The organism is Herbidospora sp. NBRC 101105 (assembly GCF_030269205.1).
GTDB classification, from domain to species: domain Bacteria; phylum Actinomycetota; class Actinomycetes; order Streptosporangiales; family Streptosporangiaceae; genus Herbidospora; species Herbidospora solisilvae.
Map to the genome: position 1 here is coordinate 881,545 of NZ_BSSX01000002.1, position 24,275 is coordinate 905,819.

Annotated in this window: 16 protein-coding genes; 8 read left to right on the top strand and 8 right to left on the bottom strand. The window is 73.1% G+C overall.

What is annotated here, in order from left to right:
* Position 1: 1 nt before the first annotated feature.
* The gene (locus QSK34_RS12875) at positions 2 to 1,531 is read right to left on the bottom strand and encodes a S1 family serine peptidase (protein ID WP_285583537.1); all 1,530 of its coding nucleotides are present in this window, start codon (positions 1,529 to 1,531) and stop codon (positions 2 to 4) included.
* A gap of 93 nt (positions 1,532 to 1,624) precedes the next feature.
* Positions 1,625 to 2,857 carry an ROK family transcriptional regulator gene (locus tag QSK34_RS12880; protein WP_235966169.1) on the bottom strand — a complete coding sequence of 411 codons (1,233 nt, stop codon included), beginning with the start codon at positions 2,855 to 2,857 and terminating at the stop codon, positions 1,625 to 1,627.
* Between the two features lie 123 nt (positions 2,858 to 2,980).
* Between QSK34_RS12880 and QSK34_RS12885 the strand changes: the two genes are divergently transcribed.
* Genes QSK34_RS12885 through QSK34_RS12900 form a run of 4 tightly spaced genes read left to right on the top strand, consistent with a single transcriptional unit; the run spans position 2,981 to position 7,880 of the window.
* Positions 2,981 to 4,627 carry a type 2 periplasmic-binding domain-containing protein gene (locus QSK34_RS12885; protein WP_285583538.1) on the top strand — a complete coding sequence of 549 codons (1,647 nt, stop codon included), beginning with the start codon at positions 2,981 to 2,983 and terminating at the stop codon, positions 4,625 to 4,627.
* The gene (locus tag QSK34_RS12890; protein ID WP_285583540.1) at positions 4,614 to 5,600 is read left to right on the top strand and encodes an ABC transporter permease; all 987 of its coding nucleotides are present in this window, start codon (positions 4,614 to 4,616) and stop codon (positions 5,598 to 5,600) included. The genes QSK34_RS12885 and QSK34_RS12890 overlap by 14 nt, the downstream gene beginning before the upstream one ends.
* Positions 5,597 to 6,496, top strand: a complete 900-nt coding sequence (locus tag QSK34_RS12895; protein ID WP_285583556.1) for a carbohydrate ABC transporter permease — start codon at positions 5,597 to 5,599, stop codon at positions 6,494 to 6,496. The genes QSK34_RS12890 and QSK34_RS12895 overlap by 4 nt, the downstream gene beginning before the upstream one ends.
* 34 nt (positions 6,497 to 6,530) lie before the next feature.
* Positions 6,531 to 7,880, top strand: coding sequence for a glucose/sorbosone family PQQ-dependent dehydrogenase (locus tag QSK34_RS12900; RefSeq protein WP_285583558.1), 1,350 nt, complete (start codon positions 6,531 to 6,533; stop codon positions 7,878 to 7,880).
* A gap of 8 nt (positions 7,881 to 7,888) precedes the next feature.
* On the opposite strand, the gene sthA is transcribed toward QSK34_RS12900, so the two are convergent.
* Positions 7,889 to 9,292 carry a Si-specific NAD(P)(+) transhydrogenase gene (gene sthA / locus QSK34_RS12905; RefSeq protein WP_285583559.1) on the bottom strand — a complete coding sequence of 468 codons (1,404 nt, stop codon included), beginning with the start codon at positions 9,290 to 9,292 and terminating at the stop codon, positions 7,889 to 7,891.
* 159 nt (positions 9,293 to 9,451) lie between these two features.
* Between sthA and QSK34_RS12910 the strand changes: the two genes are divergently transcribed.
* The 4 genes from QSK34_RS12910 to QSK34_RS12925 all read left to right on the top strand — a co-directional run bounded on the left by QSK34_RS12910 (position 9,452) and on the right by QSK34_RS12925 (position 15,356).
* Positions 9,452 to 9,799, top strand: a complete 348-nt coding sequence (locus QSK34_RS12910; RefSeq protein WP_030454655.1) for a hypothetical protein — start codon at positions 9,452 to 9,454, stop codon at positions 9,797 to 9,799.
* Positions 9,800 to 9,871: 72 nt separating this feature from the next.
* Entirely contained in the window at positions 9,872 to 11,776 is a 1,905-nt protein-coding gene (locus QSK34_RS12915; RefSeq protein WP_285584005.1) for a protein kinase domain-containing protein, read from the top strand.
* On the top strand, positions 11,776 to 13,689 hold the full coding sequence (locus QSK34_RS12920) for a protein kinase family protein (RefSeq protein WP_285583562.1): 1,914 nt from the start codon (positions 11,776 to 11,778) through the stop codon (positions 13,687 to 13,689). Before QSK34_RS12915 ends, QSK34_RS12920 begins: the two co-directional genes overlap by 1 nt.
* Positions 13,690 to 13,694: 5 nt before the next feature.
* Positions 13,695 to 15,356, top strand: a complete 1,662-nt coding sequence (locus QSK34_RS12925) for a serine/threonine protein kinase (protein WP_285583564.1) — start codon at positions 13,695 to 13,697, stop codon at positions 15,354 to 15,356.
* Positions 15,357 to 15,498: 142 nt separating this feature from the next.
* On the opposite strand, the gene QSK34_RS12930 is transcribed toward QSK34_RS12925, so the two are convergent.
* The 5 genes from QSK34_RS12930 to QSK34_RS12950 all read right to left on the bottom strand — a co-directional run bounded on the left by QSK34_RS12930 (position 15,499) and on the right by QSK34_RS12950 (position 24,271).
* Positions 15,499 to 15,738 (bottom strand): metallothionein, encoded by a 240-nt coding sequence (locus QSK34_RS12930; RefSeq protein ID WP_030454659.1) that lies wholly within the window; start codon positions 15,736 to 15,738, stop codon positions 15,499 to 15,501.
* Between the two features lie 51 nt (positions 15,739 to 15,789).
* A complete protein-coding gene (locus QSK34_RS12935; protein ID WP_285583567.1) occupies positions 15,790 to 19,113 on the bottom strand; it encodes a hypothetical protein in 3,324 nt (1,107 codons plus the stop codon).
* Between the two features lie 15 nt (positions 19,114 to 19,128).
* Positions 19,129 to 20,400, bottom strand: coding sequence for a serine/threonine-protein kinase (locus QSK34_RS12940; protein ID WP_285583569.1), 1,272 nt, complete (start codon positions 20,398 to 20,400; stop codon positions 19,129 to 19,131).
* Positions 20,397 to 21,890, bottom strand: a complete 1,494-nt coding sequence (locus QSK34_RS12945) for a serine/threonine-protein kinase (RefSeq protein WP_285583571.1) — start codon at positions 21,888 to 21,890, stop codon at positions 20,397 to 20,399. The genes QSK34_RS12940 and QSK34_RS12945 overlap by 4 nt, the downstream gene beginning before the upstream one ends.
* A 101-nt stretch (positions 21,891 to 21,991) precedes the next feature.
* A complete protein-coding gene (locus tag QSK34_RS12950; RefSeq protein ID WP_285583573.1) occupies positions 21,992 to 24,271 on the bottom strand; it encodes a TIM-barrel domain-containing protein in 2,280 nt (759 codons plus the stop codon).
* Positions 24,272 to 24,275 lie beyond the last annotated feature (4 nt).

Consider the following 24,275-nt stretch of genomic DNA (forward strand, 5'->3'; position numbering starts at 1 on the left):
TCTATCTGCTGAGAGAGCAGCCCCTGCGCGTCAGGTCCAGCCGCGATCCCGAGGTCAGGCAGGCGGCGATCCGGTGGACCTGCTGGCCGTAGGACCGGCCCTTCACCGAGGTCACCTTCCCGTGCGGGCCCACCTCGCAGGGGTTGTCGTCGGTGCACCGGCCGCCCGCCTCGTTGTGGGTGTTGTGGACGCCCACGACCGTGGTGCCGCCGGGGGCCAGCAGCGCCGACCCGGACATGCCGTGGAAGGGCACACAGTCCTCGGCGGTGGCGTAGCGGATCGCGTCGTGCTGCCGGTAGCCGCCCTCCCGCAGGTCGACCACCGCTTCGGCGGTGCACTTCATGCGCCGGGTGGTGTACGCGAGGGACAGCCGGTCGCCCGCGCGCACGGGAGCCGAGGCGAGCCGGAAGACCTTCGCGCCCTTGGCCGCCAGTTGCGCGTAGGTCATGTTCAGGCGGTAGAGGGCGATGTCGGTGCCGGTCATGGTCGCGTACACCAGCCGGATCGCGCGGGCGGTCACCCGGGGATAGCCCTGGCGGTCGGCGACGGGCGCCTCGCGGTCGGCGGGCCGGTCCACCAGCGCGGTTCCGGGCGCGGGCCGCTTGCCCTGCACGCAGTGGCCGTTGGTGAGCAGCAGCGCCGGGTCGTCGGGGCGGGAGGCGGCGACGCGGACCACGGAGCCCACGCAGTCGCCCAGGTCCACGGCCCCTTCCACGTTCGGGATGCGGTCGTCGGGGGGCACGTCGGTGCCCGAGATGATGCCGTTGATCCACGCGGCGTGCCTGGTGGCGTCGGTGTACAACGTCGGCGCCTTGTCACCGCCGGGGCCGCTGACCACCCCGGCCACCGCCCACCGACCACCCTCGCGCACGAGCACGGGCCCGCCGGAGTCCATGTTGCTCGCGGCGACGCCGCCGTCACGGCTGCCGACGCACAACTCCCCGGCCTCGGCGGCCGACGGGCACGCCGAGAGCGGCTGCACCACGGTGTCGGCCTCCCGCAACCGGGTCGGGAAGCATGCGAGGTCGGCGATGTCGTCGCAGGTCATGCCCCAGCCCATGATGCGGACGGGCGTGCCGGCCGGGGGTGTGGCCGAGGCGATGCGCACCGGCGTGGCCCGGACGGGGGTCCGCAGGTGCATCAGGGCGAGGTCCCGGCCCCAGATGCCGCCCTCCTCCTGGAAGTTCGACAACCGGTAGTAGTGGTCGACCTCGGCGACCTCGCCGCCGGAGGTGGTGTCGAGTGACCCGACCCGGACCTTCCAGCCGCGCGGCACGCCCACTTTCGCGACGGTCGGGTTCTTGCCGGCGCAGTGGCTCGCGGTCAGCACCCACTGCGGCGCCAGGACCTCCACCCCGCACCCGTGCCCGTCGGGGCGCGGCGGCGCGGGATAGGACGGCTGGAAGGAGCCCATGAACGAGTAGGCCCGGGTCGACTCGGCGCCGCCGACGACGGCCTGCGCCGGGGTGACGGTCATGAGGGACGCGGCCAGCGCGAGGACCACGCCGGCCAGGAGGGATCGTTTTCGCATGCGTCCCACCCTGGACACCGGAGACGTCCGGCCCGCCGCACGACCGTGTCGGCGACCGCTCGGCCGTGTATCGGTTCGGCCGCCGGGGCCCGGTCAGGCGGGCGCGGGCAGCCGGCCGGAGTCGACCGAGTCGAGGACGCGGGCCGCCGCGCCGAGGGCGGCCGCGCCGTAACCCAGGCCCGACACGACCAGCCGGCAGCCGCCGCCCGCGGGGGCGAGGGAACGGCCGAGCATCTCCTGTTCGGCCCGCGCCAGGATCCACGGGGCGAGCTTCACGTAGTAGCCGCCCAGCACGACGACCTCGGGGTTCAGCAGGTTCGCCACGATCCCGACGCCCCGGCCCAGGTTCCCGGCGAGGGTGTCGAGCAGGTCGAGCACGACGGGGTCGCCCGCCTCGGCCCGCTGCACCACCTCGTCGATCTCGGGCTCGAGCTCCGCCGGGGACACCCCGCCCGGGACCGTGCGGTCGAGCAGCGCGCCCAGCCCGGCCACCACCTCCAGGCAGCCCCGCCGCCCGCAGTGACAGGGCGGGCCGCCGGGCACGATCTCGATGTGCCCGATCTCGCCGCTGAACCCGGCGCCCCCGCGCCGCAGCCGCCCGTCGAGCACGAGGCCGGCGCCGACGCCGATCTCGCCGGTCAGATAGACGAGATCGCGTACGCCCACATGGGGCCCGAACCGCAGCTCCGCCAGCGCGCCCAGGTTCGCGTCGTTGTCGGCCAGGACCGGGAAGCCCGGGTCGCGCAGCGCCTTGGCGAGGTCGCCCGCCAGGTCGACGTCGCGCCAGCCCATGTTCGGCGCCAGGCGCACCGAACCGTTGAGGTCGACGAGGCCGGGGACCGCGACGGTGAGGCCGAGCACCTGCCGGGCCTCCTTGGTCATCCGGGTGACCACACGGCGGGCGACGCCGGCGATCCCGGCGACCGCCTGGCCCGAGGAGGCCGAGCCGCCCGGGAACGCACGCCGCCACGACAGGAGCGCCTCGCCCTTGAGGTCGACCGCGACGGCCGTCAGGTAGTCGACGTTCACCTCGATGCCGACGGCGGCGTAGGGGGAGCCGTCGAGCACGAGCATCGTGGCCGGGCGGCCCACCCGGTTCTCGGTCAGCCCCGTCTCACGCAGCAGCCGCCGGTCGATCAGGTCGGCCACCAGGCTGGACACCGTCGCCTTGTTGAGGCCGGTCGAGGCGGCGATGTCGGCGCGCGAGCAGGGGGCGTTCTCGCGGACGAACCGCAACACGACCGCCAGGTTGGTGGCCCGCACGTCGGTGAAGTCGGCCGGCTGGGGGCCGGTGCCCGGAGCGCTTCCCTGAGTATTGGTGATCAATTGAGCCCCGTTCCGTGTCGGCCTCATCATGCCGCATAGGCGGCGCCACTTGTGGTGCCCTGCCTTCTGGACTAGTTTGTTTGGTCGTTAGACGAACTAACTCTACCAGGAAGGGGGCGCTCTGTGAGAACCACCACGAGACGGGGATTCCTCGGTCTCGCCGGGCTGACCGTGCTCGCCGCCTGCTCCGCCCCGCCGGGTCCGAAACCCGGCGCCAAGGCCACCGCCGCCGCGATGGACAAACTCGCCGCGCTGGTGCCCAAGTACGTGCCCCGCACGGTGCTGACCCCCGACATCCCGGGCACGATCCCCGGCTTCGGACGCGACGGATACCTGACCTATCCGCCGAGCGAGAAGCTGGTCGACCTGGTCACCGCCGTGCCCGGCAAGGGCGGCAGCTACAAGGCGATGGTGCCGACCTGGAGCCCGCTGCCGTCGCCGCTCGGCCAGAACTCCTACTACGACGCCGTCAACAAGGACCTCGGGGCGACCATCGAGTTCAACTACCTCGACGGCCTGACCATCAACGACAAGCTGCCCACCCTGCTGGCCGGCGGCGACGTCGCCGACGTGACCACCCTGCCCGGCTGGGCCCTCGCCGCGGTGCCCGACTACGCGCGCGCGGTCGACGGCCTGTTCGAGGACCTCACCCCCTACCTGGCGGGCGACGTCTCGGCGAAGTATCCGAACCTGTCGGCCATCCCGACCACGGCCTGGCAGTACTCCGTCTTCGGCGGCAAGCTCAAAGCGGTGCCCGCCTGGCCGGCCCCGCAGTTCGGCTGGGTGCTCTTCCACCGCAAGGACCTGTGGGAGAAGCTGGGCCAGGGCGCCCCCAAGAACGCCGACGACCTGCTCGCGATGGGCAAGGCCGTCACCGACGCGTCCAAGGACCGCTGGGCGTTCAGCGACATCTTCCCGATGGTCGAGGAGATCTACCGCGCGCCCCGCAAGTGGCGCAAGGAGGGCGGCTCCCTCGTCCACCGCTACGAGACCCCCGAGTACGCCGCCGCCGTCGAGTGGATGCGCAAGGCGGTGGACGCCGGGCTCGTGCACCCCAACGTGCTGTCGGCGAAGTCGGCGGCCGACGACAAGGAGCTCTTCAAGTCGGGCCAGATCCTGGTGAAGAGCGACGGCTTCTCGTTCTGGGCCGAGACGCTCATCCAGATCGGCAAGGAGAAGCCCGACTTCTGGATGGAGCCCCTGCCCGTCTTCGGGGCCGACGGGGGCAAGCCCGAATACCGGATGAACCAGGACCCGTCGTACACGTTCGTCAAGAAGGGCACCCCGAAGGAGAAGATCGAGGAGCTGCTCGCGATCTTCGACTACCTCTCCGCGCCGTTCGGCAGCCAGGAGCAGCTGCTGTTCAACAACGGCGTCGAGGGCGTGCACTTCACCCGCGACGACAAGGGCGCCCCGCAGGTCACCGAGCTCGGCCCCAAGGAGATCGTGGGCAGCTACGTGTGGCTCGGCGGCCGGGTCGACCCCATCTTCGAGTCGCAGGCCCATCCCGACTACGTGCGGACCGCCACCACCTGGTGGAACGAGGCGGCGACCGTGCGGCACCAGGACCCGTTCGACGGCATCCGCGTCGAGGAGCCCGGCGACTTCACCGCGGCCGCCAAGCCGTTCGAGGACAAGGTCGTCGACATCATCCGGGGCCGCCGCGGGCTGGACACCCTCCAGCAGGCGATCACCGAGTGGAAGGCGGGCGGCGGCGACGCGGGCCGCGAGTTCTACATGAAGGTCCTCACCGAGAATGGCCGTGCTTAGGAAGTCTCCGCCGGCGGATGCCCTGACCTCATCCGCCGGCACGAGGCCGCCGAAACCCGGGAGGCCGCCGTTACGGGCGCGGCTCCGGCGCGACTGGCAACTGCTGGCCATGACGATCCCGGCCGTCGGGCTGCTCGTGGTGTTCCACTACGTCCCGACGCTCGGCAACGTCATCGCCTTCCAGGACTACTCCCCCTACGACGGCATCACCGGCAGCCCGTGGGTCGGCCTCTACAACTTCCAGTGGCTGCTGTCGGACCCGGAGTTCTGGACCGCGCTGCGCAACACGGTGACCATCACGGCCTTCCAGCTCGTGTTCTACTTCCCGATCCCGATCGCGCTGGCCGTCCTGCTCGACAGCGTCATGTCGCGGCGGCTGCGGCTGTTCATCCAGGGCGTCGTCTACATGCCGCACTTCTTCTCGTGGGTGCTGGTCGTGGCGTTGTTCCAGCAGATCCTCGGCGGCGCGGGCCTGATCGCCCAGACCCTCCGCCAGGCCGGGCACGAGCCGTGGCACATCATGACCGACCCCGACGCGTTCATCGTGCTGGTCACCGCGCAGTCGGTCTGGAAGGACGCCGGCTGGGGCACGATCATCTTCCTGGCCGCCCTCGCCGCCATCAACACCAGCCTGTACGAGGCCGCGGCGGTCGACGGCGCCTCCCGGTGGCGCCGCCTGTGGCACATCACGCTGCCCGGTCTGCGCCCGGTCATCCTGCTGCTGCTGATCCTGCGGCTGGGCGACGCGCTGAACGTCGGCTTCGAGCAGTTCTTCCTCCAGCGCGACGCCGTGGGCGCGGAGGCGGCGGAGGTGCTCGACACGTTCGTCTACTGGCGCACCCTGATGACCGGCGCGTGGAGCTACGGCGCGGCGGCGGGGCTGTTCAAGGGCCTGGTCGGGCTCATCCTCATCGTGGTGGCCAACAAGGTCGCCCACCGGTTCGGCGAGCAGGGAATCTACAAACGATCATGACTACCCGTCCCGTCTGGCAGGAACGGCCGACCGTCTTCGGGCTGACGCTGAAGACCGTCGTGCTGACGCTGATCGTGCTGGCCATGGTCTATCCGCTCTACGTCGTGGTGCTGACCAGCCTGTCGACCGCGCGGGCCGTCACCGAGGCCGGCGGCCTGGTGACCCTGCCCGGGGAGTTGTCGCTCGACGCCTACCGCGAGCTGTTCGGAGGCGGCGTGGTGACCCGGGCGGTGCTGGTCTCGACCGGGGTGACGGTCGTCGGGACCGCGCTGAGCCTGGGGCTGACGATCCTCGCGGCGTACGGGTTGTCGCGGCCCGGGTCGGTGCTGCACCGGCCGCTGCTGTTCCTGTTCCTGCTGACGTTCCTGTTCACGCCGGGCATGATCCCCAGCTATCTGATCGTGCGGGAGCTCGGGCTGATCGACAGCTACTGGTCGCTGATCCTGCCCACCGCCGTGTCGGCGTTCAACCTGGTCGTCATGCGGGCGTTCTTCATGAACATCCCCGGTGAGGTGCTCGACGGCGCGCGGATCGACGGGGCCTCCGACTTCCGGATCCTGTGGCGGATCGTGTTGCCGATGTCGAAGGGCGTGACGGCCGTCATCGGGCTGTTCTACGCGGTCGGCTACTGGAACGCCTTCTTCAACGCCGTCCTCTACATCAACGACAACACCAAATGGCCGCTCCAGCTCATCCTGCGGCAGTACGTGCAGCAGGGCATGAACCTGGTGCCGAACCAGCGGGCCGTCGACACGGCCGCCGGATACGCCCTGCCGCCGAACCTGGCCATCAAGATGGCCATCATCGTGGTGGCGCTGGTGCCGGTCCTGCTGATCTATCCGTTCGTCCAGCGGCACTTCACGAAGGGCGTCATCATCGGGGCGGTCAAGGGGTAGCGCGTCGTCCTGCCCTGTGCTCACATAAGGCCGCATGAAGGGCTTATCGGCGGCGGCGGCCTGCCTGCTCGTGCTGGGCGCCGCGTGCGCCTCCCCCGGAGAACCGGCGCCGGGCGGGGTGCGGGTCGTCGCCACCGGGCTCGACGACCCGTACGAGATCCTGTGGGGCCCCGACGGCTTCCTGTGGGTCACCGAGAAGTCGGGCGCGCGGGTCACCCGCGTCGACCCGGCGAACGGGCGCAAGGCCGTGGCGCTCACCGTCGACGACGCCCGGCACACCACGGGCGGCCAGGACGGCCTGCTCGGCATGGCGCTCCACCCCGACCTGCTGGGCGGCAAGGGCCGCGACTGGGTCTACCTCGCCCACACCTACGACGCCGGCGACGGCCGCCGCACCAAGATCGTGCGGTACACCTACGACCCGTCGCGGCAGGTGCTGACCGATCCGTCCGACGTCATCACCGGCCTGGTCTCCAGCGTCGACCACCAGTCGGGCAAGCTGCGCTTCGGTCCCGACGGCAGGCTCTACTACACGATCGGCGACCAGGGGAACAACCAGTTCGGCCGCTACTGCGAGCCCATCGAGGCGCAGACGCTCCCCACCGCGGCGCAGGTGCGCGCCGGCGACTGGAGCGCCTACCAGGGCAAGGTGCTGCGGCTCGACCTCGACGGCTCCGTCCCCGGCGACAACCCGGAGTTCGGCGGCGTCCGCAGCCACGTCTACGCGACGGGCTTCCGCAACGCCCAGGGGCTGGCCTTCAGCCCCTCGGGTCTCCTGTACGGCACCGACCAGGGCCCCAAGACCGACGACGAGGTCAACCTGGTGCGTCCGGGAGGGAACTACGGCTGGCCCCACGTGGCCGGCCACCGCGACGGCAAGGCGTACGTCTATGCCCGGTGGGCCGAGGCGGAGAACGGCTGCGCGGCCGAGACGTTCGACGACTACGAGATCCCGCCGGACGTCCCGACCGCCGAGGAGACCGACTGGGACGACCCGGCGTTCACGCCGCCGCTCGTCACCTTCGACACCGTGGCGGACGACTTCGACTTCCGCGCCGACACCCGGTGCGACCCCTCGGCGGCGTTCGTCTGCTGGCCGACACTGGCCCTGTCGAGCCTGGAACCCGGCCCCGGCGGCACGCTCCTGGCGACCTCGCTCAAGGACGGGGCCGTCTACCGCATCCCGCTCACCTCCGGCGGCGAGAAGGCCGGCGCGGCGACGAGGATCGCCGACACCGTCAACCGCTACCGCGACACCGCCGTGGACGCCGCCGGGAAGACGCTCTACATCGCCACCGACGGCGCGGGCTTCACCCGGGACGCCGCCGGCACGCCCACCCGCGCGCTGGAGAACCCCGGCGCGATCCTGTCGTACGCGCTCTGATCGCCCGCTCAGTGGCTGAAGCGCTGGACCCTCCTCAGCTTGTTCATGGCGTCGAGGGCGGCGACCTTGTAGCACTCGGCCAGGGTCGGGTAGTTGAAGACGGCGTCGACCAGGTAGTCGATGGTGCCGCCGCAGCCCATGACGGCCTGGCCGATGTGCACCAGTTCGGTCGCCTGGGTGCCGAAGACGTGCACGCCCAGGAGCCTGCGGTCGTCGGGCGAGACCAGCAGCTTGAGCATGCCGTAGGTGTCGCCGATGATCTGGCCGCGGGCCAGCTCGCGGTAGCGGGACAGGCCGGTCTCGAACGGGATGTGGGCGTCGGTCAGCTCGTCTTCGGTCGCGCCGACGAAGCTGATCTCGGGGATCGTGTAGATGCCGATCGGCTGCAGGCCGTTCATCGCGGCGGCCGGTTCGTCGCACGCGTGGTAGGCGGCCAGGCGGCCCTGCTCCATCGACGTGGCGGCCAGCGCCGGGAAGCCGATGACGTCGCCGACGGCGTAGATGTGCGGGACGGTCGTGCGGTAGTACTCGTCGACGGTGATGCGGCCCCTCGGGTCGGCCTCCAGGCCGGCGGTGTGCAGCGCGAGCGACTCGGTCATGCCCTGGCGGCCGGCCGAGTACATGACCGTGGCGGCCGGGATCTTCTTGCCGCTTTCGAGGATCGTGAGGGCGCCGCGCTCGTGGCGTTCGACGGCGGCGACGGTCTCGCCGAAGCGAAACGTGACGGCCAGGTCGCGCAGGTGGTATTTGAGCGCCTCGATGACCTCCAGGTCGCAGAACTCCAGCATGCGGTCGCGGCGCTCGACCACGGTGACCTTGGTGCCGAGGGCGGCGAACATGGAGGCGTACTCGATGCCGATGACGCCCGCCCCGACCACGACCATGGAGTCGGGCACCTGGGCGAGCTGGAGGATGCCGTCGGAGTCGATGATCGTGGAGCCGTCGAACTCGACGCTGTCGGGGCGCGCCGGGCGGGTGCCGGTGGCGATGATGATCTTGTCGGCGGTGACCTTGGTCTCGCGGCCGTGCTCGTCGATCACGGCGATGGTGTGGGGGTCGAGGAACTGGCCCGAGCCGGTCAGCACGGTGACGCGGTTGCGGGAGAGCTGGTTGTGCACCACCTCGACCTCGCGGCCCACGACGTGCTGGGTGCGCGCGGTCAGGTCGGAGATGCCGATCTCCTCCTTGACGCGGTAGTTGCGGCCGTACATCTCGCGCTGGCTGAGTCCGGTCAGGTAGAGCACGGCCTCGCGCATGGTCTTGGAGGGGATCGTGCCGGTGTTGATGCACACCCCGCCGATCATGTTGCGCCGCTCGACGATCGCTACGCGGCGCTCCAGCTTGGCGGCCGCGATGGCGGCCTTCTGCCCACCCGGCCCGGATCCCAGGACGAGTACATCAAAGTCGCTCACACCTAGCAGTGTGGTCGCTGCGACCAGCGACGAGAAGACCTTGACCGGCTTCACCGGACAATTGGCCGGCTTGTGCGACGGCGGCAACGCGGCGGCCACTAGACCGGTGCAATCGGGAGACAAGCAGACATCAAGCGGGCTCCGCCACGATCGGGCCCCATGTGGAAGGACACCCCTCAGTACCTCGGCGAACTGCTCATCTGGGAGATCGAGGACTACCTCATCGCCCAATCCCAACGGCCCGAGCGGGCCAAGGTCGCCTTCATCCGGCTGGCCGACGCCTGGGGCGCCGCCTCGATCGCGGCCGAACTCGACAACGGCGGCAGCTTCTACTCGGCCGCCAAGCGGGCCGACGCCCTGGGCATGACCCTGCCGGGCGACATGTTCGGTACGGTGACCCGCGAGCAGATGCCGCACGTCTTCACCGCGGTGCCCGGCACGACGTTCCCGCCGATGGCTGACGGGGACGGGTGGGTCATTGTCCGATTGGTCGCTTTCGAATCCTGATATTTCGGGAATCGACAGTAGGCTGGTCGCCATAATGATCCACCGACGCGTAATCGGAGGATCCACTTGGCAGTGCCACAGCCGCTCCGCGATCCCCGCCGGCTCGGCGGCCACACCCTCACCGGCGCGTACCCGCCGGGTGACCGGTCGGCCTCCTTCGAGACGGGCGACGGCGCCCTGCTGACGCTGTTCCACACCCGCCTGCCCGACCCCGACGCGTTCCTGGAACGGATCGACCAGCTCCAGCGCGCGGGCGGCTACCCCTGGCTCTCCCTGCTGGACGCCGGAACCTCCGGCGGCGAGCCCTACGTCGTCGTCGAGAAGGTCGACGGCGCCCACTTACAGAAGGCCCTGCCCGAACGGGACGCCCAGCGCCTGGCCATCGCCGCGATGACCGGCCTCGCCGGGCTGCACCGCGACGGCGTGGCCCACGGATCGTTCACGCCCTGGTCGGTCATCCTGACCGGCGCCGGCCCTCGGCTGGCCCTCCTCGACCTCGACGCGCTGCTGACCTCGGGCGTCCCTTCCCCGGCACCCGAGACCGGCGACCCCGGCGAGACGCGGCCCGTCGGCACGCTCGCCTACCTGCCGCCCGAGGCGTTGCGACCGGAGGTGCACCCGCCCGCGCCGCCCGGCGACCTGTTCGCCTGGGCGGCCGTCATGGTGTTCGCCGTCACCGGGCGGCACGTCTTCGAGCGGGACTCCCCCGCCGCCACCATGAACGCCGTCCTGCACGACGACCCGGACCTCGACGGGGTGCCCGAAGGTCTCGCCGGGGTCGTCGCGGCCTGCCTGGCGAAGGATCCCGGGCAGCGGCCCACCGCGCGGGAGGCGCTCGAACGGCTGATCGGCGAGGCGCAGCTCACCGTCGACCGGGCCGCCCTCGACGTGGTGAACCGGCCGGAACCGGAGGAGCGGGAGACCGAGCCCGCCGTCCCGGCTCCCCCGGCCCGCCGCGGCCCGCACCGGGGCGCGCTCATCGCCGCCGCCGTCGCGATCGTGCTGGTCGCGGGCCTGGGCGGCTACACGCTCGGGGGCGGCGAAACCGTCGCGGCCACCACCCCCGCCGACGCCACCGGCACCCCGTCGACCTCCGTCAGCACGCTGGCCGCCGCCGACGAGCCCGCTCCCCCGCCCCCCGCCGCCGGCGAGGTCACCGCGCCCGGTCCCGCCATCACGCTGAAGGAGAACCCGGCCGACCCCGTCCGGCTCACCGGCTACCGCAAGGGCGCCGGCACCTGGGTCCGCGCCGAGGGCGGCGCCTTCACCCGGCTGCCCGGGAAGAACGTCGAACCGGCCCGCTCCCCCGGCGGGACGTGGCTCGCCGCGGTCGGCCCCGAGAGCATCACGTTCACCGGGGCCGGGGAGCCGTTCACCGTCACGCCGGGGGTCCCCTACACACGCCCGACCTGGTCGCGCGACGGCACGAAGCTGATGCTCACGATGACCTCCGGCGACGAGGGCCGCCCGGCCGGGTTCGTCGTCGTCGACGTCGCCACCCGGGCGGTCGCCACCGTCGACACCGACGACGAGACGACCGGCGGCGAAGGGCACTTCGCCTGGACGCCCGACGGTTCGGGGGTCGTCGTCGGCTACCGGACCGCGACCGAGCACGGGGTCAGGTTCCGCGACCTGACCGGCGACCTGGCCAAGGCCTACCACTGGGTGGGCGAGACCTACGGACGGCGCATGTTCTCGCCGTCCGGGAAGACGTTCGTGACGTTCTGCCCGAGCGGCGGCACGTACTGCGTGTGGGACACCGCCACGGGGGTGCGGCAGGCGTCGATCGCGCTGTTCTACCCCGACGGCCTGCTCTACGGCTGGTACGACGACGCCCACCTGATCGTCGCCGACCCACGCGGGGATCCGCACCGGATCGTGGCCATGGACCTGCGCGGACGGCCGCAGCGGGTGCTGGCCGAGATCCCGCCCGAGGACGACACGACCGACCTGCTCCTCTACTACACGGGGAACTGATGCCTCCCGTCGAGCCGCTCACCCCGCACGACCCGGCCTCGCTCGGCCCCTACGCCCTGGTGGGCCGCCTGGGCGGCGACGTCTACCTGGCCACCGCCCCCGGCGGCGGGCAGGTGGCCGCGCGCAGGCTGGCCCGGCCGCTCGACGCCCCCGGACGCGAGGCGCTGGCCCGCGTCTGGGAGGCCGCGGCCGTCGGCACACCGCACATACTGGACACCGGCCGCGACTACATCGTGTCCGAGTACGTGCCGGGGCCGAGCCTGGCCGAGGAGGTCGCCGAGCGGGGCGCGCTGGCCGGGCCCGCGCTGCACCGGCTCGCCGTCGCCACGGCGACCGCCCTGGCCTCCCTCCACCGGGCCGGGCTCACCCACGACGCCATCACGCCCGGACGGGTGCTGCTCGGGCCTGACGGGCCCCGCCTGATCGGGGCCGAACGGCCGGTCACGCCCGCCTGGCGGGCCGAGGAGTCGCGGGAGCTCTGGCAGGACCCCGACGAACCGCCGAGCGCCGCCGCCGACGTGTTCGCCTGGGCGGCCGTGATCGTGTACGCCGCCACCGCGCGCCCGCCGTTCGGGGAGAACCCGACGCGCGTCTCCTACGGGGCGGCGGACCTCGGGCCGCTCTCCGGGGTGCTGCGGGACCTCCTGGCCGACTGCCTGGCCGACGAGCCCGGGGCCCGGCCGGGGGCCGAGGAGACGCTGCTCCGGCTGCTGGGTCACGCGGGGGCGCTCGACACGGTGCTGCCGGCCGCCGCGCCGCGGGTGGTCGTGGCGCCTCGGGCGGGCGTGAGCCGTACACCCCCCGAGAAGAGGAGCAGAGGCGGCGCGGTCGCCCTCGCGGCGGGCGGGCTGGCGCTGGCGCTGGTGTCCGGCGCGGGAGGGTACCTGCTCGCGCCCGCCCCGGCCCCGCAGGCGCGGAAGGCGGCGCCGAGCCCCGCTCCGATGCCGCGACCGGTGGCGTTCCCCTCGCCGGGGCCGTCGCCGCTGCCGCTCGCGGGCGGGGTGCTGGACGAGCGGCCCGGCGACCCGCTGCGGCTGGCCTCCTACCGGGCCAGTGTCTCGGCCGACGCGACGGCGGCCTTCGCGCGCAGCCGCGACGGCGCGGGCTTCGAGCGGACCGGCGGCGACAACCACGTCTCGGTCGTCTCGCCCGACGGCCGCTGGACGGCGACGATCGACGAGTTGTTCGTGGCGAGCAGGGAGCGGCTCGACGTCGAGTTCACCGACCGGGGCAGCGGTCGCCGGTTCACCGTGCCGACCATCGCCGCGCCGCTCAGCGCGCACCATCCGGCCTGGTCGCCCGACGGGACCCGGCTGCTGCTGTCGTTGTGGATCACCGATGGCGGGCCGGACGACATCGTGCCCTTCGGGTTCGTGGTCGTCGACCCGGCCACCCGGGCGGCGACCGTCGTGGAGACCGCCAACGACGCCGACCGGGAGGCCTTCCTGGCCACCGACCCGGAGGCGCGGCTCGGCGCGCTGCCCGCGTTCCGGTGGACGCCCGACGGGCGGGAGGTCGCCACGGCCTACCTGACCCCCGAGGGCCGGTTCGGGGTGCGGTTCCACGACCTCACCGGGCGTGCCCTGCGCAGCTTCCACTGGGTCGGGCTCCCGGCCGGACCGGCCTGGTTCTCTCCCGACGGCCAGTCGTTCGTGACGACCCAGTGCGAGAAACGGCACGTCTTCTGCGTCTGGGACACCACCACCGGCGCGCGGCGGGGCGGCGTGCCCTCGGCCGAGGGCGACGGCGTGATCGGCTGGTTCGACGCGACCCACCTGCTGTTCTCCCGGGAGAAGAAGGGCGAGTACCGCGCCGACGTGATCGACTTCTCCGGCGAGACGACCCGGACCCTGGTCGAGCTCGACCTGCCCGGCGACGACCCCCTCGTGCAGTTGTTCTTCCTGCGGAGCTGACCCCCGTGGAGGGCGGCCGGCTGGGCGGCTACACGATCCTGCGGACTCTGGGGGCCGGCGGGCAGGGCACCGTCTACCTCGCCACCGGGCCCGACGGCGGGCAGGTGGCCCTGAAGGTGCTGCACGCGGTGCCGGAGGACGGGGCGGCCGAACGGTTCCTCCGGGAGGCCGAGGTGCTGCCGGAGGTGGCGTCGTTCTGCGCGGCGCGGGTGCTCGGGTTCGGGGTGGCGGACGGCGTGCCGTACATCGCCGCCGAATACGTCGAAGGGCCCACGCTCCAGGCCCTGGTCAGGGAGCGCGGGCCGCTGGGCGGGGGGACGCTGCGGTCGGTGGCCGTGGGCACGATCACGGCGCTGGCGGCGATCCACCGGGCCGGGGTGGTGCACCTCGACTTCAAGCCGGCCAACGTGATCCTCGGCCGGGACGGGCCCCGGGTGATCGACTTCGGCATCGCGCGGGCCGTGGACGCCGAGACGACCGGCACCGGAGCGGTTGGAACTCCCACCTATATGGCCCCGGAGCAACTCGGGGAGTCGCCGCCCGGACCCCCGGCCGACGTGTTCGCATGGGCGGCGACCGTGGTGTTCGCGGCGTCCGGGAAACCGCCGTTCGGGGCCGATTCGGTGCCCGCGGTGCTGAACCGGCTGCTGCGCGGGGAGCCCGATCTGGGGCCCCTGACCGGGGATCTGCGGGAGGTGGTCGCGGCCTGCCTGGTCAAGGACCCCCGTGCCCGGCCGGCCTCCTCCGAGGTGCTGTTACGGCTGCTCGGCCGGGGTCCGGCGGCCTCCCGCCGGACCGGGCGGCGGGTCCTGGTCGCGGGGGCGGCGCTGGCCGTGGCCGCCGCGGCCGCCGGGGTGGCGGTGTGGGCCTCGCGGCCGGAACCTCCCCGGTCGTCGGGTCCGCCGTCGGCGGCCTTCACCTCACTGCGGGTGCCCGAGTTGCCGGGGACCGTGCACGAGCACGCCTCCGACCCGGTGCGGCTCACGTCCTTCAGCGTCAGCACATCGATCCTGAGCATCCGGTCGTATGTGCGGGTGCGTGACTCCTTCGTCCCGACCGGACGGCAACGGCATCCGGTCGTGTCGCCCGACGGGCAGACCCTGGCGGAGGTCGACTGGGCGCCGCTACGGACCGCCGACGGGAACGTGGTGACCTTCACGCGGGACGGGGCGACGTTCACCGTGCCGACCGTGGAGCCGCCGCTCGCGGTGCGCTCGCCGGTGTGGTCGGCGGACGGCGGGCGGTTGTTGCTGACGGTGTTCTCCGGAACCGAACGGGCCGGGTTCGTGCTGGTCGACGTGGGGGCACGGCGCTCGGTGCACGTGGCGGTCCGCGCGGCGGAGACGGATTTCGCGTTCGCGCCTGGCGCGGTCACGTCGGGCGGGGTCGTCTACGGCCTCGACGGCGGCCGGGTGCGGGCCTACGACGGCATGGACACCCTCGTGTTCTCGCCCTCCGGGCGTCGGTACGCCGGGGCCTGCTCCCACGGGATCTGCGGGCCCGGACCGCTGCGACCGTCCGGCGAGGTGATCGGGTGGTTCAACGAGGACACCCTGATCGTGCGGGACGGGCGGAAGGTGCTCGCGGTGGACGCGACCGGCGGGACCACCCGACGCACCCTCGCGGACCTCGGCTCCGACCAGGAGTTGATCGTCCACTACTCGTAGGGACCCGAGCGATCAGCCCGTGTTCCGGCTGATCGCTCGGGTTCTGAGCCATCAGCCCGGTGCAAGGTCGCCGCGGGGGAAGGCCCCGCACCGCCCCGGGCGATCGAGCCGGGCGTCCGGCCGATCGCCCGGGAGCGTGCGCTCAGGCCATCACGCGGTCGACGATCTCCGACGCGCCCATCGAGCGGGCGCAGTGGGCGCCGCAGAACCACCTGCGGTCGGCCTCCACGCCGTGGCCGATGATGCGGCAGCCGCAGTGTTCGCAGATCGGCGCCATCCTGGTGATCGCGCACTCGAAGCTGTCGAAGGTGTGGACGGCGCCCTGGGCGTGCACCTCGAACGTCATGTCGTAGTCGTTTCCGCATACTTCGCAAGCGGCCATGATTCCCCCCGGATAGGTCGTTAGCGCATACCTACCCAGGGGGAACCCGGCTCACAGCGTGCCGAGCAGACCGGCCGCCATCTCCTTGGCCCCGGCGGCGGCCTCCGGCAGCGGCATGAGCACCGCGCCGGTGTTGTTGATCTCGGTCCCGGCCGGGCGGTCGGCGCCGCCGAACAGGACCGTCACGACGAACTTGTCCTGCATGACCTTGACCTCGTACGCGCCGCTGTAGGCGGTCTCGGTCTGCTGCCTGATCGCCTGGCCGTAGTTGTCGGTACCCAGGCCCGGGATCTTCTGGATCTTGCTCCACTGGATGCCGCCGATCTTGGAACCGGCCGTGCCGCGGCTCTTGCCGCGCTCGTCGACCAGGTAGAACCGGGCCATCTCGGCGTTCGGGAACTCCCGGATGCCGATCCGCAGGTTCCGCCAGCGGACCTTGCCGCCCTCGACCGGCATGGCGTCGTTCCACCACTGACACTCGGTCAGCTTCGCCTTGCCCTCCGTGAGCTGCTGCGCCAGGCCCTCGGTCTTCGGGACCAGCTTGGCGGCCACCGGGTTCATCGTCACGCAGTTCGGCGGCAGGGCGATCTTGACCGGCGACGGGCTCGGCGTCGGGGTGGGGGTCGGCCGGGCCTTGCCGGCGAACGGCAGCGGCTTCTTGGCGTACCAGGCCTCGGCCGACTGGGCGAGCTGGGTCAGCAGCGCCTTGACCTCGCGGATCGCGTTCTCCTCGGTGATCGACTGCTTGGTGTCGTTCGTGAGGACGTCGGCTTCCTTGTGCTGCTGGCTGGCCTCGTACTTGACGTCGAAGGTGATGTTGCCGACCCGGCCCATGCCGGTGCCGAAGGCGTAGCGGTAGTCGTCCTCGCGGGTCCACTGATACTGGGCGACGGCGGCCTCGCCGATGCCGGTGAACACCTGGGGCTTGGAGTAGTAGCGCTCGTCGTTGGAGACCGAGGCGGTGTAGTCGTACTGGCGCTTCTCGCCGTCGAACTGGATCGTGGCCGCCTTGTCGGCGGTGGTGTCGCCGATCGCCTCGTAACGCGCCACGTTGACGGTGATCTGCCGCTGGCGGTTGTACTCGCCGAACGAGATGTTGCGGTTGGTCCACTCGCACGTCCACCGGACGTAGCTGACCAGGGTGGAGTCGCGCTCGTCGGACATCCGCATGTCGATCTTGGCGGCCGGGACCAGCCGCTCGGTCTGCTCGGGGTCGAGCATCGCGCAGACGTCGAAGTCGGTGCCCTTCGGGTCGTCGCCCGCCGCCGGGGGCGCGGCGCCCGACGCCTCGGGAGACGCCCCCGCCTTCGGCGGCGGCGCCGTCTGCGGGGTCTCCTCTCCTCCGGTCGTCTGGAAGAACACGAACGTGCCGCCCGCCACGACCAGGACCACCACGGCCGCGATCAGCGGCCACAGCCACTTGTTCCTGGTCGGCGGGCCGGGAGGCTGCGCCCAGCCCGGCTGAGTGGTGCCCTGCCACGGGCCGGAGTTCTGCTGCCAGCCGCTCTGCGCCTGCCAGGGGTCGCCGCCCCCGCTCGGGGCGCCGTTGGCGTGCGGCTGGAACAGCACCGCCGTGCCCTCCGGCCCTTCCTGGGGCTGGGCGGCCTGCGGGTTCCAGGGACCCTGCGGAGGCTGGTTCGCGTCGGCGGGCCCGCGCCACCGCTCACTGCCCCGGGGGACGTGACCGTGCGGGCCCGGGGGTTCGGGGGTGTTCGGGGGCCACGCGGTGCCCTCGGACGGGGTGGACCAGGCCGAACCCGGAGCCGTCAGGCCCGAGGACTCCTGCCGGGACTCGGGCGGCTGCCCTTCCGTCCCGGGCCACTTGGCGGTGGGGGCCGCCTCCGGCCACGGGGCGTCGCTCCTGGACTCGGCACCCGGCCACTGCGGGCCGCCCGGCGTCTCCGGACCGGGCCCCGCGGGACCCGACGGCGACTCCACGCCCGGCCACTGGGGACCGGTCGACGACTCCATGCCCGGCCACTGGGGGCCGCCCTGGGGGTCAGGCCCGGGCCGCTGCGCGCCGCCGCCGGGCTCGGCACCGAACCGCTGCGGGCCTGACGACTCCACACCCGGCCACTGCGGGCCACTTGAGGGCTCCGCGCCGAGCCGCTGCGGACCCGACGTGGATTCCACGCCAGGCCACTGCGGGCCGGTCGACGACTCCGCCCCGGGCCACTGCGGGCCGCTCGGCCGCTCGGAACCCGGCCACTGCGGACCCGACGGAGACTCCGCACCGAGCCGCTGCGGACCCGACGTGGACTCCACGCCAGGCCACTGCGGGCCGGTCGACGACTCCGCGCCAGGCCACTGTGGGCCGCTCTTCGGGTCAGGGCCGGGCCGCTGCGGAGCGGCCGGGGGCTCGGCACCGGGCCACTGTCCGCCGCCGAAGGGCTCCGCGCCTAAGCGCTGGGGGCCCGGACCGCCGAAGGCGGGCGGCTCCGGCATGCCGGGCCACTCGGGGCCGGCCGCGGGCCACGCCGGGCCCGGGTTGGCCGGGGGCTGCGGGGGGCGGTGCGCGCCGAAGGCGTCGAACCCCTGGCCGGGGCCCTGGTCCGGGCGCCGGGCGGGGCCGTCGGCAATCGGGGAGACGCCGTTCGCGCCGGGGGCGTGCCGGTCGGAGGGGGTGTGGGGCACCGGGCCGCCGCCGCGTCCGGGGGCGTCCGGGCGGGTGAAGTCGCGGAAGTCGGAGCGGCCCTCGGGCGGGCCCTCCGAGGTGGGCGCGCCGAACAGGGCCGGCGGGCGGAGCTGGCCGGGCCCTTCGGGGGTCGGCGGCTTGCGGGGCTGGCTGGACGGGGTGTCGAACCAGCCCGGCCGGTCGGAGGGAGGCGACGACGGGGTGGCCGACTGCCTGGTCGACGATTTGGGGATCCGCCGCGGCAGTTCGGAGGCGCTCTCGCGCAGCCGCGTGGTCGCGGGGTCCACGCCCGTGGGGTCGCCGGTCTTCGACGGGTCGGCCGCCGCGCCGTCGGCTCCCGGCGCGGGCTCGGCAGGGGGCTGCTTGTCCAGGTCACGGAGCATCGCGCCGAACGGGTCGGACTCGTCCGGGCCGGAGTTCCGGGCGGCCGGAGGAGCCTGCCCGGCCGGGGGTTCCGGGTCGGCGGGCGGGGTGGGGCCGTCGGGCCGGGACGCGACTCTCGTCGGGTCGCCGATCATGGGGATGCCCGATTCGCCGGTCCGGCGGACGAACGGCAGGCTCGTGCCGGTCGTCTTGGGGATCTCGCCCGTGGCCGGGTCGTCCTCGTCGTAGGCGTGGGGGCGCGAATCCCGTACAGGAGAACCGAAGGCCTCGCCCGGCGGGTCCGCTGGGGGCGTGTCCTCCGGGGGCGGGGGGACCGCACGCAGGTGGTTCCGGGGCTTCTGGGGGTCTTCGGGCATGGGGGGACTCCTTGGTCAGCCGATTCCGGCCGCGACCAGCTGGGCGGCCTGGCGGGCGCGCTCCCTGGTGTCGTCGCCGGGCGACTTGTAGGTGACCTGGGCGGACAGGTTGCTTCTCCGGAACCAGACGGTGGCGCCGCCGTCGGCGGGCGCCACGTACGCCTCGTCGGCGACGCCGGTGAGGTTCTCGGCGCCGTCGGGGCGGGCGGGGGCGGCCCCGGTCGTCAGGCGGTAGCCCACGACGACCTCGGCGCCGCCGGAGCGGTTGATCCAGCGGCAGCCGCCGTCGGGTGTGGGTTCGGCGTTGGCCTGGACGCCGAGCAGGCGGGTGATCTGCGCGGTGGTCAGGGACGTGCAGGCGTCGGGGGCGGCGGTGAAGCGGGCCGGGACGTCGTCCGGGCCGGCCGCGAACCGGGAGGCGGCCCAGCCGCCGCCGACGCCGAGGGCGAGCGTGAGGGCGGCGCCGATCGCCCAGCGGCCGGTCCGGCGCGAGCGCGGGGGCACCGCCGCGACGGCGTCCCGCAGCAGGTGGCGGGTGGTCGCGGCCGGAGGGCGGTGGGCGGGGTCCTTGGCGAGCAGCGCGCCGACCGCGCGGGCCAGGGCGGGGGTCGCCTGCGTCATCGGGGGCGGGTCGTGCATGACGACGGCGGCCACGACGGCGGCGGGCAGGTTGCGGTGGAAGGGGCCCCGGCCCTCCACGGCCGCGTAGAGGGTCGCGCCGAGCGACCACAGGTCCGACGGCGGCCCGGCGGGCAGGCCGCGGAACCGTTCGGGGGCCATGTACGCCGGCGACCCCGAACTGTCGGCCGGGTCGGCCCCGAAGGGGGCGGCGATGCCGAAGTCGGCCAGCATGGCCCGGCCGTCGTCGCCGACCAGCACGTTGGCCGGTTTCACGTCCCGGTGCAGGATGCCGTGGGCGTGCGCGAGTTCGAGGGCGTCGAGGATCGACAGGCCGATCTCGGCGACCCGGGCGCTCGGCAGCGGCAGCAGCTTGTCGAGGGAGGTGCCCGGCACGAGGTCCATCACGATCCAGGGCGCGCCCTCATGGGGCACCACGTCGTGGATCTTGACGATCGACGGGTGGTTGAGCCGCCCGGCCGCCCGTGCCTCCCCGATCGCCCGGGAGGTGTATTCGGCCAGCTCACCGGGCCCGAGGTCGCTGGGCGTGCGCATCTGCTTGACCGCGACCTCGCGCCGCAGCAGCTCGTCGTGGGCACGCCAGACGGTGCCCGCGCCGCCCTTCCCGAGGGGTTCGGCGAGCCGGTAGCGGCCGGCGAGCAGGGTCACGCGTGACCCCACAGCGTGTCGGCCGCGGCGCGGGCGGCGGTCTCGGCGCCCGAGCGGATCTGGTCGGCGGTGCGGTCGCCCAGGTCGGCGTACTCGACGCGGCCGACGAAGTCGCCGACGCGGAAGTAGACGTCGACGGCGATGATGCGGCCCTCGTCGGAGGTGACGTCCCAGGTGAACGCCTCCTCGCCGACGCCGGTGAGCGGGCGGATCGCCGAGATGACGGTGGGGATGCGGCGCTTGGTGCCGATCTCGTACCAGATGAGGGAGGAGTCACGCGGCTGGTTGGCGACGTGGCGCTTGATGCCGCCGTAGAGGGAGCGGGCCGCGTCGAGGTCCAGGTCCCACCAGTCGGGGGTGTCGGAGTCGGTGGTGGGTTCGAGGCGCAGGCCGGTGCCCTCGACCGTCCACTGGCAGCCGCCCTCGATCTCCGTCGGCCGGGCGTTCTGGCCGAGCAGCGCCTTGACCTGATCGGCGGAGACGACCCCGCATAAGTCGACGTCCTGCGCGAACACCGGCGCGGGCGGGCGCCGCGCCGCCGGGGTGCCCGCGCCGCCGGACTCCCACGGCGCGATGAGCACCACGGCCGCCGCGACGACGGCGGCGGCCCCGGCCGCCACCGCGACCCACAGGCCGTTCCTCTTCCGGCCGGCCGGCGCGATCTGGGGATTCCCGCCCCGGACGATCTCCTGGAACAGCCGCCCGGCGGTCGCGGCGTCGGGCCGGTCGGCCGGATCGCGCGCCATCAGCCAGGTGATCAGGGTGCCCAGCGGCCCGCCGACCCTCGGCGCGGGCACCGGCGCGGTCAGCGTCGCCTGGATGACCTGCACGTGGCTTCCCCGGTACGGCGGCACGCCCTCCAGCGCGGTGTACAGGGTCGCCCCGAGCGACCACAGGTCGGAGGCCGGCCCGCCGGAGTGGCCTTCGAGCCGTTCGGGCGCGATGAAGCCCGGGGAGCCGATCAGCATCCCGTCGCCGGTCAGGTTGGTCGTGTCGGCCTGCCGGGCGATGCCGAAGTCGGTCAGCACCACCCGTCCGTCGACGGTGAGGAACACGTTGCCGGGCTTGACGTCGCGGTGCTGCACGCCGTGGGCGTGCGCGGCCGACAGCGCGTCGACCATGCGGGCGCCGATCTCGGCCACCGCGCCCGGCTGGAGCCCGCCGTGGGCGGAGATCTCGGCGGAGAGCGGGCGCCCGTTGAGGCGCTCCATGACGATCCAGGGACGGCCGTCCTCGACCAGGACGTCGTGCACGCTGACGACGGCCGGGTGCCGCAACCGTGCGGTCACCTCGGCCTCGCGCATCACCCGGGTGACGAGCTCCGCCCGCTCCCGCTCCCCCATCCCGTCGGGAACCCGCAGTTCCTTGACGGCGACCTCGCGGTCGAGCATCTCGTCACGGGCGAGCCAGACGGTGCCCATGCCACCGGAGCCGAGGGGACGGAGCAGGAGGTACCGGGAGGCCAGTCGTTCCCCGATCGATTCGGCCATACCGGGAGAATAGCGAAACCCAACCGGCCCGATTTGACCATTCGTCAACCCCGGTCCCGCATGGCAGCCACATCCTGGCATATCAGGATGCCCGCCGGACCCTATTCGATGACGATCTCCGCCGCGCCGCCCACGATCTCCACCCCGGCGACGGTCTTCGGCCCGGCCGCCCGCACGACCAGCCGGCCCTCCTCGTGCACGGCCGTCACGACCGTCTCCCCGTCGTCGTCGCGCACCACGGTCCGGCTCTCGCCGTCGGGGAGGCCGTACACGAGAAGGGAGATCTCCGGCGTCTCGGTCACGGTCGGGCCGGGGGTCGTGGTGGGGATCAGGGCGCCGAGGCGTCCGTAGAGCGGGATGCGGTCGAGCGGCGGGGAGACCCGGACGTAGCGCCCGCCCGCGTGGTGCTCGCCGGTCCAGTGGTCGACCCAGGTCCCGGCCGGGAGGTAGACGTCGCGGGTACCGTCGGCCGAGGTCATCGGGGCGACGAGGAGGTCGGGGCCCAGGAGGTACTGGAGGTCGGCCTGCCAGCTCACCGGGTCGCCGGGCCGGTCGACGCACAGGGCGCGCATGATCGGCAGCCCGGTCTCGGCCGCCTCGACGGCCGTCGAGTAGAGGTAGGGCATCAGCCGGTAGCGCAGCCGCAGCGCCTCGACCGCGCCGCGTTCGGCGTGCTCGGGGAACTCCCACGGCTCGCGGCTGGTGGTGCCGTGGAAGCGCACCAGCGGCGACAACGCGCCGAACTGCGCCCATCGGACGAAGAGATCGGGCGTGGGCGTGCCGGTGAAACCCCCGGCGTCGTGGCTCCAGAAGGGGATGCCGGACAGGCCGTGGGACAGGCCGCCCCGGATGGTGCTGCCCATCGCCGGGTAGGTCGCGTCGACGTCGCCGCTCCACTGCGCCGGATGGCGCTGCCCGCCCAGGTAGGACGACCGCGCCCAGACCAGGCCGTGCCCGGCGACCTCGCGGGTCACCTCGGCGACCAGGTCGTTGAACAGCAGCGAGTAGACGTTGTGCAGTTCGGTCCCGGTCATCCCGTTGTAGGCGACCGCCCTGGCGGGCACCCCTTCGGCGAAGTCGGTCTTGAACACCTGCACGCCCTGCTCCAGCAGCCCCTTGAGCAGCCCGCGGAACCAGGTGCGGGCGGCCGGGTTGGTGAAGTCGACGATGCCGCAGGCCGGGTAGGAGCCGTGCCAGGCGTCGGCCACGTAGGGCTCGCCGTCGCGGGTGAGCAGCAGGTAGCCGCTGCTCGCCGCCTCCTCGAAGGCCGGGCTCAGGTGGGAGATGTACGGGTTCATCCACAGGCAGACCTTGAAGCCCTGCTCCGCGAGCTCCGCCAGCATGCCCTCCGGATCGGGGAAGGCCTGCCGGTCCCACCGCAGGTCCGACCAGTGCCCGTCGATCTGCCAGAACGTGTCGAGGTGCAGCACGTCACACGGGATGCCGCGCTCCCGGATCTTCCGCGCCCGCGCCAGCACCCGCTCCTGGCTGTCGCGGAAGAACCCCGAGGAGATCCACGCCCCGAAGGCCCACTTGGGCGGCAGCACCGCCGGCCCGGTCAGCGCGCGCAGCCGCCGCAGCACGTCGGCGGGCTCGGGCCCGCCGAGCACGTAGTAGTCGATCAGGTCGTCGGGCACCACGATCTGCACGTCGCTGTGGGTCGACTGGCACATGTCGAACTCGACCGGCATGCCGCTGTCGACGACGATCCCGTATCCCCGGCTGGACAGGTAGAAGGGCACGTTCTTGTACGCCCGCTGCGATTCGGCCCCGAACGCGTCGAAGTTCCACATCAGCGGCCGTTGCCCGCGTTTGTCGAGCGGCGTGAACGACTCCCCGAAGCCGCCGAACGCCTCGTCGGCCGGGGCGAGGAACGTCTCGTGGTAGGCGACGGTGACCCCGTCGCTCTGGGAGCGGCCGAAGGGCAGCGTGCGGAGCCGGCCGGAGATGTCGGGGCGGCCGGGGTCCTGTTCGGTGAGCACCCGCCCGGTGGGGTCGGTGAAGCGCAGGTTCCAGGGGTTCAGGCGGATCTCCGCCCGTACGGCCCCCGCGTCCACCACGACGGTCTCGTCGTCGACGGACACCCGGGCCGACCACCGCACCGGCCGGGTCAGCCGCAGGGCCCGCGCCGACCGCGTGCGGGCGTCGGCCTGCTCGCTGAGCTTGACCCGGATCATCCCCTCGCCCGCCGCGCTCACCTGGACGACGAGCGACTCGTCGGTCGAGGTCACCCCCTTCAGGGTGACGCCACACCCGTCGGCGGCCACCACCTCGGCCCGCGCCAGCGTCGCGATCCCGCCTTCACCGTGCTGCCGGACGGGCAGCTCGGGCGGGTCGGCGACGAAGTACTCGCGCGCGATCAACGGGGGGCGATAGGGCATCGCT